The sequence below is a fragment of the Bacteroidota bacterium genome (assembly GCA_008933805.1).
Lineage (GTDB): Bacteria > Bacteroidota > Bacteroidia > UBA8524 > UBA8524 > SB11.
Map to the genome: position 1 here is coordinate 97,696 of WBUH01000009.1, position 19,400 is coordinate 117,095.

General features: G+C 41.1%; 15 protein-coding genes. 13 read left to right on the forward strand and 2 right to left on the reverse strand.

The genetic code is table 11. The features are described 5' to 3' along the window. Window positions 1-4: 4 nt before the first annotated feature. Together F9K23_10400 and F9K23_10405 are read right to left on the reverse strand one after the other, a co-directional pair. Complete coding sequence (locus tag F9K23_10400) at window positions 5-4,219, reverse strand: response regulator (GenBank protein KAB2915660.1); 4,215 nt, start codon at window positions 4,217-4,219, stop codon at window positions 5-7. A 250-nt stretch (window positions 4,220-4,469) separates the two neighbouring features. After that, complete coding sequence (locus F9K23_10405; protein KAB2915661.1) at window positions 4,470-5,132, reverse strand: YggS family pyridoxal phosphate-dependent enzyme; 663 nt, start codon at window positions 5,130-5,132, stop codon at window positions 4,470-4,472. 29 nt (window positions 5,133-5,161) lie between these two features. On the opposite strand from F9K23_10405, the gene F9K23_10410 reads away from it, so the two are divergent. The 13 genes from F9K23_10410 (at window position 5,162) to F9K23_10470 (ending at window position 19,363) form a co-directional block, all read left to right on the forward strand. Then, window positions 5,162-5,494, forward strand: coding sequence for a DUF4296 domain-containing protein (locus tag F9K23_10410; GenBank protein KAB2915662.1), 333 nt, complete (start codon window positions 5,162-5,164; stop codon window positions 5,492-5,494). A gap of 198 nt (window positions 5,495-5,692) precedes the next feature. Next, the gene (locus tag F9K23_10415; GenBank protein ID KAB2915663.1) at window positions 5,693-6,997 is read left to right on the forward strand and encodes a DUF1015 domain-containing protein; all 1,305 of its coding nucleotides are present in this window, start codon (window positions 5,693-5,695) and stop codon (window positions 6,995-6,997) included. Window positions 6,998-7,132: 135 nt separating this feature from the next. Continuing rightward, entirely contained in the window at window positions 7,133-7,771 is a 639-nt protein-coding gene (locus tag F9K23_10420; protein KAB2915664.1) for a L,D-transpeptidase, read from the forward strand. Between the two features lie 193 nt (window positions 7,772-7,964). Then, window positions 7,965-9,323: a Na(+)-translocating NADH-quinone reductase subunit A gene (locus F9K23_10425; GenBank protein KAB2915665.1), complete on the forward strand. Its 1,359-nt coding sequence runs from the start codon at window positions 7,965-7,967 to the stop codon at window positions 9,321-9,323. A gap of 30 nt (window positions 9,324-9,353) precedes the next feature. Further along, a complete protein-coding gene (locus F9K23_10430; GenBank protein KAB2915666.1) occupies window positions 9,354-10,529 on the forward strand; it encodes an NADH:ubiquinone reductase (Na(+)-transporting) subunit B in 1,176 nt (391 codons plus the stop codon). Next, on the forward strand, window positions 10,516-11,163 hold the full coding sequence (locus tag F9K23_10435; GenBank protein ID KAB2915667.1) for an FMN-binding protein: 648 nt from the start codon (window positions 10,516-10,518) through the stop codon (window positions 11,161-11,163). Before F9K23_10430 ends, F9K23_10435 begins: the two co-directional genes overlap by 14 nt. 84 nt (window positions 11,164-11,247) lie before the next feature. Then, window positions 11,248-11,916: an NADH:ubiquinone reductase (Na(+)-transporting) subunit D gene (locus F9K23_10440; protein ID KAB2915668.1), complete on the forward strand. Its 669-nt coding sequence runs from the start codon at window positions 11,248-11,250 to the stop codon at window positions 11,914-11,916. Window positions 11,917-11,941: 25 nt separating this feature from the next. Beyond that, window positions 11,942-12,553 (forward strand): NADH:ubiquinone reductase (Na(+)-transporting) subunit E, encoded by a 612-nt coding sequence (nqrE, locus tag F9K23_10445; GenBank protein KAB2915669.1) that lies wholly within the window; start codon window positions 11,942-11,944, stop codon window positions 12,551-12,553. Between the two features lie 18 nt (window positions 12,554-12,571). Next, window positions 12,572-13,888 (forward strand): NADH:ubiquinone reductase (Na(+)-transporting) subunit F, encoded by a 1,317-nt coding sequence (locus F9K23_10450; protein ID KAB2915670.1) that lies wholly within the window; start codon window positions 12,572-12,574, stop codon window positions 13,886-13,888. A gap of 151 nt (window positions 13,889-14,039) precedes the next feature. Further along, window positions 14,040-15,668, forward strand: a complete 1,629-nt coding sequence (locus tag F9K23_10455) for a M1 family metallopeptidase (GenBank protein KAB2915671.1) — start codon at window positions 14,040-14,042, stop codon at window positions 15,666-15,668. Between the two features lie 653 nt (window positions 15,669-16,321). Then, entirely contained in the window at window positions 16,322-16,600 is a 279-nt protein-coding gene (locus F9K23_10460) for a T9SS type A sorting domain-containing protein (GenBank protein KAB2915672.1), read from the forward strand. Between the two features lie 123 nt (window positions 16,601-16,723). Then, the gene (locus F9K23_10465) at window positions 16,724-17,947 is read left to right on the forward strand and encodes an MFS transporter (GenBank protein KAB2915673.1); all 1,224 of its coding nucleotides are present in this window, start codon (window positions 16,724-16,726) and stop codon (window positions 17,945-17,947) included. 69 nt (window positions 17,948-18,016) lie between these two features. After that, complete coding sequence (locus F9K23_10470) at window positions 18,017-19,363, forward strand: T9SS type A sorting domain-containing protein (protein ID KAB2915674.1); 1,347 nt, start codon at window positions 18,017-18,019, stop codon at window positions 19,361-19,363. The last annotated feature ends 37 nt before the right edge of the window (window positions 19,364-19,400 follow it).

The window sequence follows — 19,400 nt, forward strand, 5'->3', positions numbered from 1 at the left end:
ATAGTTATGAAAGGTTATTTTTTCCTTTACTGATAACAGGTATATCGGTAAACAAACGTGATAAAAGCGCTTTAATAGTATCCATTGTAACCGGTTTAGGCAAAAAGTCTATCATACCGGCATCAATACAGGCTTGCTTATCCTCGGGGAAGGCATTGGCCGTTAGTGCTACAATGGCAGGGCTTTTCTCTTTAAGTTCTTTGGTAATTATAGAGGTAGCTTCAATACCGTCCATTTCAGGCATTTGCACATCCATAAACACCAAATTATAATTACCCGCAAGGCACTTGTCAACCGCTTCTCGTCCGTTGTTGGCAAAATCAACCTTGTACCCGATGTTTTTCATAATTACCTCCATCATCATCAAATTCACTTTGTTGTCATCTACAACAAGCATTTTCAAGTCGGGTAATTCTTCGTTTTTGGCTTTGGCTGTTTCTGCAACATCTATAGGACGGGGGCGATTATCTTTTACCTTTATCAGTTTATCCAGCAATTTTTGGTAGGTAGCTGAGTTTGCAGGCAAGTTCAGAACCTTACGGTTGGGGGCGTCCCACTCTTTTGCCAGCTCAGCAGGCAACTCTTTCAGTTGGTGTTTTACAATGATAATCTCACTGTTTTTAAGCGACTCTGGAAGGGTATAATCGCTGATGGAAGTTGCATCAGCAAAAATTGCAGTAGCCCCATCCATTACTCCCGGCACATCGGCAAGTTGTTCAACGACAGTGGTTTTTATTCCCCGCTCATCGTTTAGCGAACGGATAATAGAAGCCACAATCTTTTCAGGCGAAACCAGTACCATTTTAGTACCGTGATATTTTCTGAGTAAGCTGCCGCGTTTTACAGTACTTCTGCCGTTTGAAAAATCTTGAATGGTAAACGAAAACTGTGAGCCTTTACCTTCTTGTGAAGCAACCTTTATGGTACCTCCCAATAAACTCACCAACTTATCTGTAATGGCAAGTCCCAAACCTGTTCCTCCATACTTGCGGGTAGTAGAGTTATCTACTTGGGTAAACACTTTAAACAGGTCATTTATCTTGTCTCGAGGAATACCAATACCTGTGTCGGTAACAATTAGTTTTAGTTTATTATCCTCATCGGGTCGTATCGAAATTTCGATAAACCCCTTTTCAGTAAACTTAATAGCATTGCCCACAAGGTTTATCAGTACTTGGCGCAAACGGGTTTTATCTGATTCTATTTTAACAGGGGTATCGGGGTGAATACGGCTATACAGGTAAATGCCTTTTTGATGGGCAAGCTGACCCAATATCTCAATGGTTTCAGTAATGATTTCTTCGGGCGAAACTTCTCCTTTTTCAATCATCATCATACCGGCTTCTATTTTAGAAAAATCCAGGATGTTGTTCACCAAAGATAATAATGAATCGCTACTTGTTTGTATTGCATTCACATAGTTTTGTTGCTCCTCATTAAGGCTGGTAGTGCTCATTACCGAGCTCATACCAATAATAGCATTCAGTGGGGTGCGTATCTCGTGGCTCATGGTAGCCAAAAACGCACTCTTAATGCGCGAGGCCTGCTCGGCTTCGTTCTTGGCTTTTATAAGATTCTCTTCGGTTTGCTTGCGTTGGGTTACGTTTCTGATTAGTGACAGCATTACCCACGATTTTTCGTTGGGCAGTTGTATGTAGCTGTTAGAGAATTCAAGCACCGTTTCTTCATCATTTTTAAAGGTGTGAAGCTCAAACTGGGGTTTCAATTGTTGCAACTCAAGTTGTTGCCTGAAACTGGCCTTATCAAAACCGCTATCGCCAATATCCAGTACATCAAAAATTTTGCGGCCTGCAACATCGTCAGTACGGCCTAAAAACTGCAGCAGCGTATCGTTGTATAAGATGATATCTCCGCGCAGGGTGTACAATGCAAGCGCATCAGAAGTGTTTTCCCACAACGAGCGGAAACGTTCTTCAGATGAGCGTAATTCTCTACTGCGTTTATCTACCTCAAGAATAAGGTCACTTTCAAATTTCTTTTGACTGTATAGATAGAATATGGCAAACGAAATGGCAAAAAACGCGGCAATTACCGATGCGTAGAACCACCATTGATTGTAGAACGGCTTACTGATGTGTATTACAGGACTAACAGCCACATCACTGGCAATACCGCCTGCATTGATAAGCTGTATTTTAAGAACATATTTACCCGGAGGCAGGTTTTTAAAGTTAATGGCATCGGTAGTAATGCGGGAAATCTCTTCCCATTTGTCCATCAACCCTTCCAGTTTGTATAGTATTTTGTTCTTGTCTTCGTCTATAAAACTGTTGGCATCAAAGTAAAACGTAATATCATTATCGTCGCTGGCAAGTTTTATAGAAAGCGAGGCCGGTAACGCTGATGTTGAAAGCTCGCGCGACTCTAATTTGCTGATACGGATAACAGGTTTTTTAATTACTTGATTATCATAGTCGGGCTGATACACCATAAGCCCCGTGCGCATAGCTACCCAAATATCGCCGTCGCCGCCTGTAATAATAGGGCTGGCCGTACTTTCTTTAAACTGTAAGCCGCGGTAAGTAAATAGTTTGGGGTCCGATTTCCTGTCCATCACCACTACACCTGTATCCGATGCCAACCAAACGGCTCCGTTTTTATCTACCGCAATACCGTAGTAGGGTTTATTACTCCAAAGGCTGGTAGTATCGTAGGGAACAATGTCAAACTCTTTCAGGTAATAAATACCGTTTTCAGTTCCCACAATTCCCAAGTTTTGATATACAGGATAGAATGAGTAGGCCGTGTAAGAGAAATTAGTACCTTTTTCAGTGTTTATCTTCTTCCATTTGTTTTTAGTCAAACGGTAAAGCCCTTTATCACTAAGCACTACAACTTCATCGTTGTGCCAAACAATTCGTTTGGGGGTTATTCTGTCTTGAAAAGAATTAATAAGCTTTAACCCCGAAGGTGAGGCTTCAAACAAGCCGGCTTCGCTGGCAGCAATAATTTTATAATCGGGTAATACAGCAAACGTAAGCAGGCGGGCATTGCCTTGTACTTTGGTAAAGTTTTTACCCCCAATGCCGTACCATAGCCCTTGCGTGCTGCTAAGCAACCAAGTATTTCCGGCACTATCAGCCCATAATTGGGTAATACGTTGGCGTGAGTTTTTTAGCCCTCCGTCAAACGGGTAGTAGGCAATGACCTTACTGTTTTCAACAATACTGATACCTTTGGGTCCGGCAGCAAGTATTTTATTGCCCCATGCAGCTACTGCTTGTACGGGCAGGCTTCCAAGTCCCTTTTGTTTACCCAAAAAGTTAATGCTTTGGCTGGTGGTTTTAATCAAACCGTCTTCAGTGGCAAGCCAAAGGTTATTTTCACGGTCGGTAAACAGTTGGTTAATATTTTCATTAGAGCGTAGCCCGATTCCTTCAACAACTGTAAAATTACTTTCAGGCCCGTCTAATTGCCATACCGTATTGCTGGTATCCAGCAGATACACTTTCCCTGAACTGTTACTGCGCAGTTGTGTAAAATGGTGATACTTATTATCGAATAGTTTTGATACCCTAAGGGTATTGCTACTAATAGCACCTATAAGGTTACCCGTAAGAATCCAGAGCTCAGGTTCAGTATTTTGCTTCCATGGGTTTGCATACAGGTTAAAATCTGTTACCTGCGAAACAATACTTGGGTCAAGTTCAAGTTTATAAGGTGGTTTGCTGAAAGATAGTTTATAAATAGCACTGGAAGTCCGTAAATAAGCCGTCTGACCGGTTGCGGTTATTTGCTTTATATCTTCCTCAGTATCCAGTGGCAGTTCTTCCCAATTATTGTTAGCCCAAGATAAAACACGGTTGCGCGTAGCAATGGTAATATAAGGGGCACTGCCTTGGTATGAACCGAAAAAATGGTTGGGATATTCTCCCATATCCATTACCAATGAGGTGATTTTTTCCCAAGCATTGTTCTTCCACTCATACACATCCATCTTCTTATCCGTAGAAAGACAAAGCCAAAGGCGGCCTTCTTCGTCGGTGTAGGGTAGTACGTGTTGGTATGGAGCGGCTAGTTTGCCGTAGGGAACACTTTGGTAGGTAACACCGTTAAAGCGGGTAAAACTTTCGTCGTTCACCCACCACATAGCACCGTTAACATCTTGCTGTACTTGCAGAATGTTTCCTTCGGCGGCGCTATTATCAATAGTATATTTTTTAGTATTGTAATACTGAGCCCTTACCACTCCGCTCATGCAGAATAGCCCAAACAATAAAACGATATATGCAGGTCTAAATTTCAAAACCAATAACCTGTTGGCTCATAAGAGTTTATATTTTTTGTGTGTTGACGGAAATAAATATAAATAGCACTCTCTTATAATGCTCAACGGCAAAATAATGCGGGTAAAGATAAAACGGTTTTTAAAATTACAAAGACAAGTTTTATATGAGTTAACAGTTTTCTTATGTAGTACGGCCTAAAAAATGGTAAACGATAGTTTGCTACCTCCCTCCAAAAATTGATGAGCCAATGCGTACAATAGTACTACCTTCTTCAACGGCAATGTGGTAATCGCCGCTCATACCCATACTTATCTCTTTAAAATATTGATTATGATTGAAGTAACGTGTTTTTAGCTCATCAAAAAGCTGTTTAAGCCCCTTAAACTCGGCACGCACTTGGTTTTCGTTATCGGTTAATGTTGCCATGCCCATTACCCCGCAAATTTGTACGTGGGTTAGTGCTTTAAATGCATCACTGTTAAGCATTTCAAATACCTCGTTACGGTCAAAGCCAAACTTTGTTTCCTCTTGGGCAATGTGTATTTGCAGTAAACAGTTCAGTACCCGCCCTGCTTTTTGTGCTTGTTTATCAATCTCTTGAAGGAGTTTAAAGCTGTCTACCCCGTGTATCAAGCGCACAAACGAGGCCATGTACTTTATTTTATTGCTTTGCAAGTGGCCAATCATGTGCCACTCAATATCGGCAGGTAATTGTGGTTGCTTATCGGCAAGTTCCTGCACACGGTTTTCGCCAAAAGCCCGCTGGCCTGCATTGTAGGCTTCCTGTATGTCGGCTACGGGTTTAAATTTAGAAACAGCCACCAACTTTACCCCTTGGGGTAATTGATTTTTTATGCGGGTTAAATTTTGCTCGATACTCATTTTGGAATTATAGTTGCTAATATTGCATCATGGTTAAACACATTGCCGCAATATTAGTTTTCTCCATTGTTTTATTTGGGTGCAAAAATACACCCGAAGGTATTTTGGATAAAGAAAAAATGGTGGCTGTTTATACCGATATCCATATAGCAGAAGGAAGGCTGCGTACTGTGGGTATTTTTGCCGATTCGGCAAAGCTGATGGCTCCTGTATTGTACGACGAAGTGTATCGTACCCATCAAGTATCACGCGAAGAGTTTATCAAATCATACAACTACTACCAAGCAAACCCCAAAGAGTTTGAAGCAATTATTGACAGAGTGCTTGAAGAGCTGAGTAAAAAAGAAAGCGGAATTAAATAGGTTGTTAGTGGTTAGGGATTAGTTTGCGGTATCTATCAATAGCATCGGGATTTATTCCCGATGGGAGCAACGTAATATCACTAGGATTTATTTTCGATATACAGATACAGCGGGTTGCCTCATTATACCGATGAACGGTCTTCTAATTTATTTCCTACCATTTTACAATTTATCAATAGCACCGGGATTTATTAACGATTGATAATTGGCATAAAAAATTGCCCGACAAGGTATAAATTAGCACCCCGAAAACCGATTACAGATTTGGCAAAAGTTATACCCTTTAAAGCCTTACGTCCGCGCCCTGATTTGGCGCAGGTTGTAAGCAGCCGCAGCTACGATACTAATCACAATCACATCAGCCGCGAAATAATGGCAAGGAACGAATACTCGTACCTGCACGTTGTGAAGCCCCATTTAAATTTTAGCGACGCAGAACGTATCCCCGAAAAACATTTCCCTATTGCCCGCAAAAAGCTGGAAATTTTGATGGAAGAAGGGGTGCTGAGGAAAGACGACAATCCTGCATTTTACTTACACCAGATTACCGACAACATCCGCCACATTGTGTACAACGGTATTGTGGGACTGGCATCTGTAGAAGATTATCTGAACAATCATATTAAAAAACACGAACACACCCTTACCAAAAAGGAAATGGGATTGGTGCACCATGTTGAATATGTGAAAGCGGTGGGAGAGCCAGTGCTGCTTACGTTTGAAGCCGGAGATTGGTACGACCACTTGGTAGTTGAAACAACCGCTTTTAAACCCGAATACGACTTTACCAGTGATGATGGCCTGCAACACCGTTTGTGGGTAATAAATAATGCTGATGCTGTGCGCAGTATTAGCCAAAACATGGAAACCGCAGGCGATTTGTACATTGCCGACGGACACCACCGCACTGCATCAGCGGCAAGGTATTGCGAGATGCAGCGCGAAAAAGGCGCAAACACCAACGATGCTTGTTGTTACTTTTTGGCTTACATGATACCGGCGGATAAGATAAAGGTGTTTGAATTTAACCGATTGGTGAAAAACCTTGGCGCACAAAGCAAAGAAGAGTTTTTTGAAAAACTGAAAGTTGATTTTGATGTGTATGAAATAGGCCGCGCCAAACTAAGAGTGAAAAAGAAAAACTTTCAGTTTGGGATGTATATGGAAGGCAAATGGTACGGACTTGATTACAAGCAAGAGGCCGAATCCGGCGATGTATTAGGCAATCTTGATGTATCGATACTTGAGAACCATGTGTTGAAACCCATCTTAGGCATACAGGATAGTAAAACCGACGACCGTTTATCATTTATTGATGGAACAAAGGGTATAAGTCGCTTGCAAGAGTTGGTGGATAATGGGGATTATGCCCTGGCATTTTCATTGTATCCTACAAAAATTGAAGAGGTGATTGCTGTAGCCGATAAAGGATTGGTGATGCCCCCAAAATCAACTTGGTTTGAGCCTAAGCTTCGTACGGGGCTTTTGATTCACGAAGTGTAATAAAAATAAACCGGGACTATCATCCCGACACTCCCGGTTTAACAAAATATTAAGCCTATGATCATTTGTATAAACAGACGTTGTTTCATATTGTTTTGTTGTGCGTAGCTTAATAATTTGATATTCACAATCTTTATGCGTTTAGTACGTTTATCAAACAACATGATTATCAGGGTAACTCTAATCGCACTTGCGCTATATGCAACAGGATGTTCTACCAATGCCGGTACAAATTCAAAAACTGAGGCCTCAAGGATTGCACAAACCGATAGTTCTTATACCAACTATCATCGTAAAGCCCAGCGGGTGATAGACTCATTAAAGCTTGACAAGGAGAAGATTTATATTGAGGTGAGTAAGAGTAGCTACTTGTTGCAGCTTAAAATAGGAGAGGTGGTAATTAAAGGGTATCCCGTGGTATTGGGCTTTGACCCGATAAACGACAAGAGACAAGAGGGAGATGGTTGTACACCCGAAGGAACGTTTAAAATTCAAAGCAAATACCCGCACAAAAGCTGGAGCAAGTTCATTTGGTTTGATTATCCGAATGACGAGAGCAGAAAAAAATTTGAAGCCCGCAAAAAGAAGGGCGAAATACCTAAGGATGCCCGTATTGGTGGGGAAGTAGGGATACATGGTGTGCCTGATAAGGATGACCGAATTATAGACCAAAAAATTAACTGGACGTTGGGCTGCGTATCGCTTAAAACAGCTGATATAAATGAGATTTACAGCTTGGTAAAAGTGGGCACCAAAGTGGTGATAGAACACTAATAGCAAATCATAACTTTCTCTTTTTTAACAACTTGAAATTAATTGCTCAAAATATGCTAAAAACCTTCAATGTTTAGTAGCAAAAAAAGTTGTTCGTATTAAAATTTTATTAGATTTGTCTCGGTTTAAACTAACCGCAAACATTTATTTTATCATCGGTTAGCCTCAAAGGCAATCACTTGGTAATACGCTCATGAGTAAAACAATAAAACTCAAAAAAGGGTACGACATTAAACTGGTTGGTGACGTATCCGCCAACACGGGCAGTTTTGATACACCCAAAACCTATTCAGTTAAACCAACTGATTTTGTTGGTCTATCCCCTAAACTTAAAGTTGAAATCGGCGCTGAAGTAAAAGCAGGTACTCCCTTGTTTTTTATCAAAGAAATGCCTGAAATTATGATTACATCACCTGTTAGTGGTGAAGTAATTGAAATCAACCGCGGTGCAAAAAGGGCTATTTTGGAGATAAAAATCCTAGCCGACAGCAAAATGGCTTACGAGCAATTTGCTATGGGTAACCCCGGTCACATGGATGCAGCAATTGTTAAACAAACATTGCTAAACAGCGGTGCTTGGGCAACCATCAAACAGCGTCCGTTTACCAAAATTGCAAATCCTGCCGAAACCCCGAAAAGTATCTTTATTTCAGGGTTCGACAGTAGTCCGTTAGCGCCTGATTATAACTACATTCTTAACGGAAGGGATGAAGATTTTCAATGGGGTATTAATGCACTTATAATGCTAACTTCAGGCAAAAAAATATATCTTAACCTGAAGGACGGAGTAAAGGCATGCAGTGCTTTTGCAAACGCCAAAGGTGTTGAAATCAACAGCTTTAGCGGCCCTCACCCAGCTGGTAACGTAGGCGTGCAAATACATCACATTTCACCCATAAGCAAAGGAGATATTGTTTGGACGGTGAACCCCGAAGATGTGGCTAACATAGGTAAGCTTTTCAAAGAAGGTAAATACGAGGCCGACCGCACTGTAGCTCTTACAGGCTCAGAAGCGAACGAAAGTGCCCGTAAATACTATAAAGTTAAAGCCGGTGCTTGTGTTGAAACGTTGTTAAATAACAATTTAAGCGCAGGCAAAAACCGTATTATTAGTGGTAATGTGCTTACAGGTACAAAAATAGCCGCTAACGGATATTTAGGTTTTTACGACCACCAAATTACCGTAATACCTGAAGGTGAAAACCCTGAGTTTTTAGGTTGGTTGATACCTACGTATTCACGCCCAAGTATTTCAAAAACCTTCCTTTCATACCTTACTCCCAACAAGAAATTTAAAGTAAACACCAACATGCACGGCGAAGAACGCGCATTGGTTGTTACCGGTGAATACGAAAAAGTATTGCCAATGGATATTTTGCCCCAGTACTTGCTGAAAGCTATTTTAGCAAACGACCTTGAGGCAATGGAAGCTCTTGGTTTGCTTGAGTTGGATGAGGAAGATATGGCATTGTGCGAATTTGTTTGCACCTCAAAAATGCCCATTCAAAAGTTAATCCGCGAAGGGTTAGCAGTATTAGAAAAAGAAGGTTAATTATTAGTTTGAAGTAAGTTATATCACGCAATGAAGTTTCTTCAAAAACAATTAGATAAAATAAGGCCCAATTTTCAAAAAGGGGGTAAGTTTTATTGGTTGCACTCAACCTTTGATGCTACCGAAACCTTCCTTTTTGTACCCGGCGAAACTACCCACAATGGGGCACACATACGCGATGGCGTTGATTTGAAACGTACCATGTTTACCGTGGTAATAGCTATGTTACCAGTATTGCTGTTTGGTTTGTGGAACACCGGCTATCAGCACTTTGTGGCATTAGGCAAAGCAGATACGGCATCTTTACTTGACTGCTTTGGTTTTGGCTTGATACAGGTACTACCCATTGTTATCGTTTCATACGGAGTGGGTTTGGGTATAGAGTTTTTCTTTTGCCAGATAAAAGGTCACAAAGTAAACGAGGGCTTTTTGGTTACGGGTATGTTGATACCTTTATGCCTTCCTCCCACAATACCCTTGTGGATGGTGGCCGTAGGCACTGCATTTGCCGTAATAATTGGTAAAGAAGTATTTGGCGGTACAGGGATGAACTTGTTGAACCCAGCCTTAACTGCCCGTGTGTTTTTGTTTTTTGCTTACCCTGCATACATGGCCGGTGAATACCGTGCCGACCAAGAATATATTTGGTTTACGGCCAACCGTGCCGAAGTTGCCGATGGTTTTAGCGGTGCTACCATATTAGCACGCGCTGCCGAAGGTAAAGCGTATGGCTACAGTGCTTGGGAAGCCTTTATCGGCGCAATACCCGGTTCAGTGGGCGAAACCTCTACATTAGCGTGTTTAATAGGAGCAGCTATACTTATCATTACCGGTGTAGGCAGCTGGCGTATTATGCTTGCAACCTTTGCTGGCGGTGCTGCAATGGGCTTGTTACTAAATGAGTTGACTCCATCACCAACTCACTTTATGGCTATGCCATTCTATTACCATTTATTAATAGGCGGGTTTGCTTTTGGTGCTATTTATATGGCTACCGACCCTGTATCGGCAGCACAAACCGACCGCGGAAAACTGATATACGGTTTCTTAATAGGTGTATTCTGTGTACTTATCAGGGTGTTTAACCCTGCATACCCCGAGGGCATGATGTTGGCAATATTGCTAATGAACATTTTTGCCCCGCTTATTGATTATTTTGTAGTAAACGCAAACAAAAAAAGGAGATTAGCCCGTGCAACGATCTAATACTTACATCCTGTTATATACCATTGCACTAACCGTTGTGTGCGGTGTTGCCTTGGCACTTGCAAAAATGGCATTAAAGCCTGCACAGGAAACCCAAATTGAGCTTGAAAGGAAAAGAAACATTCTTTCAACCTTTATGACTTTGAAAGAAGGGGATAACCCTGAAAAAATATATGAAGCAAGGGTAAAAGCATTCGTAATTGATATTAATGGTAATAAGCTTGAGAATGAAAGTGCTGCCACCATTAGCATTGAGAAAGAAAGCAAGAAACCGGTTGCTGAAAGAAAGTTACCTGTGTATGAAATATCAGCCGAAGGAGACCCAACTAAAGTGGAATACTATGTAATACCCACATTTGGTAAAGGCTTGTGGGATGTGATATCATCTTACATCTCAATAAAAAGTGACGGTAAAACCATTAACGGGGTTAGTTTTAACCACAAAGCTGAAACGCCCGGTTTGGGTGCCCGTATCAAGGACGATGAGGCTGTTTATAGCCGTTACAAAGGAAAATCACTTTTTGAGGGTGATAAGCCTGTAGGCGTTGAGATGCAAAAAGGCGAAGGCAATAAATATGATGACCAACCTCACAAAATTGACGGTATGGTGCAACCCTTACCGGAAAAGGCGTGAATGCTATGGTTAAAGAATATACTGAAGCATATTCTAAATTCTTATTAAGTAAACAACAACAATCCACAGCAACCAAATAATTGTATGAGTACTGAAACACTAACCGTACAAAAGCCTGCTGAGAAAAAAGAAGGGCTTTTCTCTAAGAAAAACCGAAAACTACTTACAGACCCGTTGGATAATAATAACCCTGTAACCGTGCAGGTGTTAGGTATATGTTCATCACTTGCAGTAACCGTACAAATGGAGCCCGCATTTTTTATGTGCTTGGGTTTGATGTTTGTAACTGCGTTTTCAAACCTGTTCATATCGTTGCTGCGTAACACAATACCTTCTCGTATCCGTATCATCGTTCAATTAGCAGTAGTATCGCTGTTTGTTATTTTGGTAGATGAAACCTTAAAAGCGTACGTATTCAGCATTTCACAAAAACTTTCTGTGTTTGTGGGGCTGATAATTACCAACTGTATTGTAATGGGTCGCCTAGAAGCGTATGCAATGGCTAATAAGCCTTGGCCTTCGTTTTTAGATGGTATTGGTAACGGTATCGGATACTCGGCCATATTATTAACATTGGCGTTTGTAAGGGAACTTTTAGGCTCAGGTTCGCTATGGGGCTACAAAATATTTGAAACCGCAGGTATTCCTTTCATCGGAAACGGTGTATTGATGATGCCCGCCGGAGCTTGTATATTAATCGGGGTGCTTATATGGGCACAACGCGCACGTAACGGATATTCAGAAGCTGATTAATCACCCAAATTAAAAAGAAAAAGAAATGGATTTAGCAAACCTGTTTGTAAAGTCAGTATTTATTGACAATATGATTTTTGCCTACTTTTTGGGTATGTGCTCTTACTTGGCCGTATCTAAAAAAGTAACAACCGCTTTTGGTTTGGGAATGGCCGTAATATTTGTATTGGGTTTCACTATTCCAATTAACTGGCTGGTTCAGAACTACTTTTTGAACGAAGGAGCCATGGCTTGGATAAGCCCCAAATTTGCAACGGTAGACCTTAGCTTTTTGAGTTTTATCGTGTTTATATCAGTAATTGCGGCCTTTGTACAGCTTACTGAGATGGCAGTTGAAAAGCTCTCCCCCTCACTTTACAACTCATTGGGTATTTTCCTTCCTTTGATTGCGGTAAACTGTTCAATATTAGGAGGTGCGCTATTTATGCTACAACGCCCTTATAACTTTATTGAAGCCACCACCTTCGGGTTTGGCTCAGGTTTAGGCTGGCTTCTTGCTATTGTAGCGCTTGCTGCCGTTAGAGAGAAACTAAAATATTCAGACGTTCCCAAACCGCTAAAAGGGTTGGGTATCACCTTTATTATTGTAGGGTTAATGTCGTTTGGTTTCCTAAGTTTTATGGGTTTTTCACTTTAATGCAAAAAGAGTTTAGTTATGTTATTAGCTATTGACCCCACTGTAATAGTTGCAAGTGCAGTAGTATTTACTTTGGTAATTATACTATTGGTAGTAGTGCTACAGGTAGCAGCTAAAAAGCTGGTACAACAAGGCGATGTAAAAATTGAAATTAATGGCGAAAAAACCATAAACATTCCTGCGGGAGGTTCGTTGTTATCTGCCTTATCAAACGAGAAATTATTCCTTCCTTCAGCTTGTGGCGGCGGTGGTACTTGTGCCATGTGCAAATGCCAGGTGTTTGAAGGCGGGGGAGATGTGTTGCCCACCGAAACCGGTCACCTAAACCGCCGTATGCAAAAAGAGCACTGGCGTTTGGCTTGCCAGGTGAAGGTGAAAAGCGACATGAAGATAAAAGTACCCGAAGAGGTATTTGGTATCAAAAAATGGGAGTGCGAAGTGGTGAGTAACTACAACGTAGCCTCGTTTATTAAAGAGTTTGTAGTAAAACTGCCCGAAGGTGAGAACATGCACTTTGAGGCAGGCGGTTATATACAGGTGGATGTACCCGAGTGTGAAGTAGATTTCAAAAACATTGATATTACTTCGCATCCGCGTATGGGTAAACCCGCCAATGAGTTCCAAGGCGAGTGGGATAAATTTAAGCTGTGGGATTTGAAAATGAAGAACCCTGAGCCGATTTTCCGCGCATACTCGATGGCTAACCATCCTGCCGAAGGAAACATCATTATGTTGAACATACGTATAGCTACCCCACCTTGGGACAGGGCTGCAAATAAATGGATGGATGTAAATCCCGGTATTTGTTCTTCGTATGTGTTTAACTGTAAACCCGGTGATAAAGTAACCATTTCAGGTCCTTACGGTGAGTTCTTCATCAAAGAAACAGGTGCCGAAATGATTTATATCGGTGGTGGTGCAGGTATGGCGCCTTTGCGTTCACACTTATTCCATTTATTCCATACCCTTCGCAATACTAACCGTAAAGTTACTTTTTGGTACGGGGGTCGCTCAAAACGTGAATTGTTCTACATGGACGATTTCAAACAAATAGAAAAAGAGTTTCCAAACTTCCGTTTTTACGTAGTTCTTTCTGAACCATTGCCCGAAGATAACTGGGTGGTGAAGAAAGGTGTAGACGACCGTGAAGGTGACGGATTTGTTGGTTTTGTGCACCAAGCATTGATAGACCAATACTTGAGCAAACATAGCTCACCCGAAGATATTGAATACTATTTCTGCGGACCTCCGATGATGAACGCCGCCGTATTAAAAATGTGCGACGAGTGGGGTGTGCCTAAAGAAAATGTTTCGTTTGACGATTTCGGTGGTTAATCCTCCGTTTAACTTTATACAAAAGGCTTCCCATTGGGAAGCCTTTTTCATTTTATCAGGTATCATGCAGCCGTTCGTCGGCTTCATGCAAAGCCTTCCAAATAAACCGTTATTTTGCGTGTGGGTTCATAATTATACATTGCTCATAAAAATGAAAAGTAACCTGACAAAATATATTGCCTTGTTGGCTATTGTAGTGGCATCACAACCTGCGTGGTCGCAAAAGAAATTCTTTTCAAGGCAAGATACATTGCGCGGTACTATCACAGCCGAGAGGGCTTGGTGGGACTTGGTGTATTACGATTTGCAATTGATACCCGATATACGTGAGAAAACATTAAAAGGGCAAAACACCATTGTGTACAAACCCATAGCTGACGGGAATGTGATGCAGATAGACTTGCAACCGCCCATGCAGGTGGATAAGGTGTTACAGGAAGGTAAGGAGCTATCTTTTACCCGCGATGGAAATGTGTATTTAATCACAGTAACCAATAGTTCTAAAAGCACAAACGCCGTTACCGTTTACTTTAGCGGAAAACCTCGGGTTAGCCCTAACCCACCGTGGAGTGGAGGGCTTACTTGGAAAAAAGACGCTAACGGCTTACCCTTTGTAGCTACCAGTTGTCAGGGCGATGGAGCCAGTCTTTGGTGGCCTTGTAAAGACCACGCTTACGACGAACCCGACAGTATGCAAATAAGTATTACTACATCAAAAGCATTAACGGCGGTTGCAAACGGCAGATTGAGGGCTACAACCAAAACGGATACAACAGCCACTTATACTTGGTTTGTATCGAACCCGATAAATAACTACGGGGTAAATATGAACATTGCCAGCTATGTTCATATTTCAGAAAAGTATGCAGGCAAAAACGGAACATTGGATTGTGATTATTATGTATTGCCTTATAACCTAGCCAAAGCCAAAAAGCAGTTTGCCCAGGTGAAACTGATGCTGGATGCTTTTGAAGACCGCTTTGGCCCTTATCCGTTTTATGCGGATGGTTATAAATTGGTTGAAGTGCCTTATTTAGGTATGGAACACCAAAGCAGTGTTACCTATGGAAACGGCTATCAAAACGGTTATTTGGGCAAGGATTTGAGCGGCACGGGGCAGGGGGATTTGTTTGATTTTATTATCATACACGAATCGGGACACGAGTGGTTTGCAAACAGCATTACCTGCAAGGATATTGCTGATATGTGGATACACGAAGGGTTTACCTGTTATTCAGAATCGGTGTACCTTGAATACCATCACGGTTTGGAAGCGGCTTATGAATACCTGCGCGGATTGCGCGGTAATATCGCTAACGACCGTCCTATTATTGGCGCTTACGGAGTGAATAACCAAGGCTCAAGCGATATGTATTTTAAAGGTGCAAATATGCTGCACACACTGCGCCAGTGGGTTAATGACGACAAAGTATGGATAAATTTACTGCGAGATATTAATACCACATTTTACCATCAAACGGTTACTACCCAGCAGATTGAAGGATTTATAGCTGAAAAAACCGGTAAAAATCTTACAGCATTTTTTAACCAATATTTAAGGGATAAAAGGGTGCCCGCATTTGAATATAAGGTAGAAGGGAACTCATTTAAATACCGTTGGGCAAACTGTATTGAAACATTTGATATGCCACTGAAAGTGAGTATTGGCGGGGTTGAGAAGTGGATATACCCAACCACAAAATGGACTACTGATAAAACAGTTTCAGACGTAATTGAGGTTGACCCTGACTTTTATATTACTACTGCAATTGTTGAATAAAATATAAGTAAATACTTAGTTTACTTATATTTGTGATAACAAAACAACACTATGATACAAAAAGCACAATATGCTTGTGTAACACTATTGCTATTGCTGATTTCTTTCAACGCCTTTGCCCAGCCGGGCTGTATTGGTTTTGCTGCTGATTTTGAGTTTGGGGATGATACCGCCGATTTATTTGGAAAAACGTTATTTACTAATACTTCTACATGGACGGACAGTACTACACAATACCGTTGGAGTTTTGGAGACGGGGACACTGTGTACACCAAGGTTCCCAATCACAGTTACTTTAAGCAAGGTACTTATAACGTATGTTTATTGGCCTATAACCTAAAACAGAACGGCGATACCACTTGCAGGGATACCACTTGCAAACAGATTACTGTGCGGTTTGACTCCTGTGTAACTCCGGTTGCAGATATTATTCGTGCTGTTGACCCAGATAGCTGTTATAAAATCTCTTTTGCTACTAACTCAATCGGACATTATTATTATTGGTTTTATGGTGATGGAGATGTGGATAGTGCTGTGCAAGTTACAAAACACACTTATGATTCAGCAGGTACATATAATGTCTGTTTAGTTGTTTTTAACATTTACGGCAATAATCAAATATGTGCAGATACTGCTTGTGATAGCATTAAGGTTTGCCTGTCAATGGGAGTTACTACCCCTCATTCAACTCAAGTTTCAATTTACCCCAACCCCGTAAACGATATATTGGTGGCGATATATTGGTGGTTGATATTCCCGATATGGATGAGGCGACAATGGTTAGCATTACAGATGTTACCGGCAGAGTTCAGCTGTGTAAAACAATACAAGGCACAGAGACCATTCAGGTCAATAGCCTATCGCAAGGGATATACTATATAACTGTTGAAAGAGAAGGAGTAATTCTTCTTCGCCAAAGAATAGTAAAATAGGTAAAGAGGGGCTTTTTTAAGTTGTGAAAGAACTTTACGAAATACTTATCGAAACCTTTTTATTTAAACTAATTCTAAACTATTTTCGCGCGCTCATAAACACTTGAACGGAGTTAACTACTGATGAAATTATCGCGCAAATACGTTGTATTAGCAAGCTTATACATAGTTCAGTCGGTTCCGTTTTCTTTTATCAAAACAGGATTTCAGCTATTACTTAAAGAAGAAAGCATCGACTATAAATCGCTTAGCGCCATTATGAGTCTGTTGTTGTTGCCATGGGTATTTAAGTTTGTATGGGCTCCCTTGGTAGATAAGTGGTGCGCCAACAGTTTCCCCAAAATCCGCAAAGCCATTTTATTTTTTCAGGTATTGGGCGCAGCCTTGCTAGGACTCACAGCCAGCTTTCAGTTTCCCGAAGCCATACAACCTGTGTTAGGAGCCTTCTTTTTATTCAGCCTTGTTGCCGCTACACAAGACATTATTATAGATGCCTTTGCCGTACTTGCTTTACCCAAGAAAGAACACGGGATAGGGAATACCTTTCAAATGGGGGGCTACTATGTGGGTGAAGTATTGGGCGGGGCATTGATACTGATAATTTTTGACCGTTTTGGATGGAATTGGGCCATGATGGCTTTTGTGTTGTTTTTCCTTATTCCGTTTATTCCGGTGTTATTATACAAACACGATGAAACCATACACCCACCCAAACCTTCTACTGCTGGGTTTAGCAATGTGAAATCGTATTTTAAAATGCAAGGGATGGGATTTTGGTTGTTGATAATGGTAATTTATATGGCCAACCAAATGTTGGCAAGTACCCTTTTACCCTCAATGTTTTTAGATATGGGGTACACCAAAACCGAAATAGCATCCATAGTAAGCGTTTGGGGTAATTCAGCCTCAGTAGCCGGAGCAGTGCTGGCCGGAGTTTTGGTAGAAAAATGGGGTCGTAAAAACAGTTTGGTAGGTTTTGGCAGCTTGAAAGTTCTGTCGTTGCTTGGCTTTTTCTTACTAAAAGGTGATGCCGATACATATATTATCTATGCAGTAATAATGATAAACGGTTTCATATCCGGTTTAGCAACCGTTACAGTATTTACAATTATGATGGATAAATGCCGGCTAACTAGTCCCGGTACCGATTTTACGATACAACAATCCATCAATCTATTTGCCATTGCATTCTTTGGCGCACTTAGTGGCCGTTTGGTGGGAGCCGACGGTGATTTTACGGTGTTATTTGTTACAGCCTTTGTAGTAGGGCTTATTGGTGTGCTGATGGCCGCTTTCGGGCTATCGCGCAGATCATTAGACAACGGCAACGGGCCACAAGCCACGTAGTTACTACGTTTTCTTATTGTCAAACTTCTGTCATATTACCGTCATATTAGTTTATAATCTTTCTAAATAATGACCGTAAGGGTACATTTGCGGCATACTAAAAGTTATCGTATAGAGATGAACAAACTACAAAAGACCATCTGTACATTATTCGCAATTATTCCATTTATGAACGTTTCAGCGCAAATTGCCGATTCAGTTTTAATGGGTGCCGGTTATGGCAATGATGTTTATTACAGTTTTGCAAGCGGCGAAGTTAAAAAGGTAGCCAACAACACTTGGGACCTTGCTTTCCGCACAGGCTTCCGCACCGATGCTATTTTTATTAATTCGGTAAGCTCATCAACTGCACAACGCAGCACCAAATTGTATTTGTATCCAAAAGGTGATAAAACTGCATGGAGCACTTTTGATACTTCGGGCTGGAAAGGTTGGTTAGAATACCAAAACACTGATACTTCTTGGGAGTTTGGTGCTTTTAACCGTGCTGCAGGAACTTTCCCTGATTTTTCTTGGGGAATTTACAATCCCGTGACCAAGGTTGTTGAGGGAGATTCGTTATACCTGTTAGAAATCACTAACGGATCTAACAAAGTGTACAAGAAGTTGTTTATAATGGATAAAAACTTTGGCGTATGGCATTTTAAATACGCTGATGTTGATGGAACTAACGAAGTAGTTGATTCTATCGTAGCCAGCAACGGCAATGCAAAATTGTTGGATTACTATTCAATAATTGATGGTGCTGATGTAGCTCACGAGCCTGATAGCGTTAAAGATTGGGATTTGTTGTTTACTCGTTACCACGAGTGGATTTCAATGCCTGCACCCGGAAGCTACTACCCTGTAATGGGTGTTCTTACTAACAAAGGCGTTAAAGTAGCTGAGAAAAGGAGCATTGATAAATTAACGTATGATGTAGCCAATCTAACAGCAGGTGATTACAAAGAGTTTAGAAACATTATCGGTTCTGACTGGAAATTCTTTGATAACAACACTTTTTCTTGGGTGTTGATTGATTCATTGGCTTATTTCGTTCAATTGCAAAACGGTTCAGTATGGAAAATATACTTTACAGCATTTGGCGGTACAGGCAATGGTAAATCAGTATTTAACAAAACCAAAGTACAACCGGGTCTTTCAGTAAACCCTGCTGCAACTGTAGCTTCATTCGGTGTATATCCAAACCCTGCTGCTACTTCAGTTAGCGTTGTGTTTGAAAACCGTGCAAACTCAGTGAGCAATACATTGAAAATTTATGATATGGCCGGTAAAGTAGTAGCCACACACACGTTAGAAAACGCTCCCGGTTTTTATACCAGCGAAGTAAACATTGAGCAATTACCTGCCGGTGTTTATGTGATGAGCATTGAAAACGGTGGTTTCAACATTACCCAAAAATTGATTAAAAACTAAAATAAAAACCATTTACCCCAAAGTCACGTATCTTAAG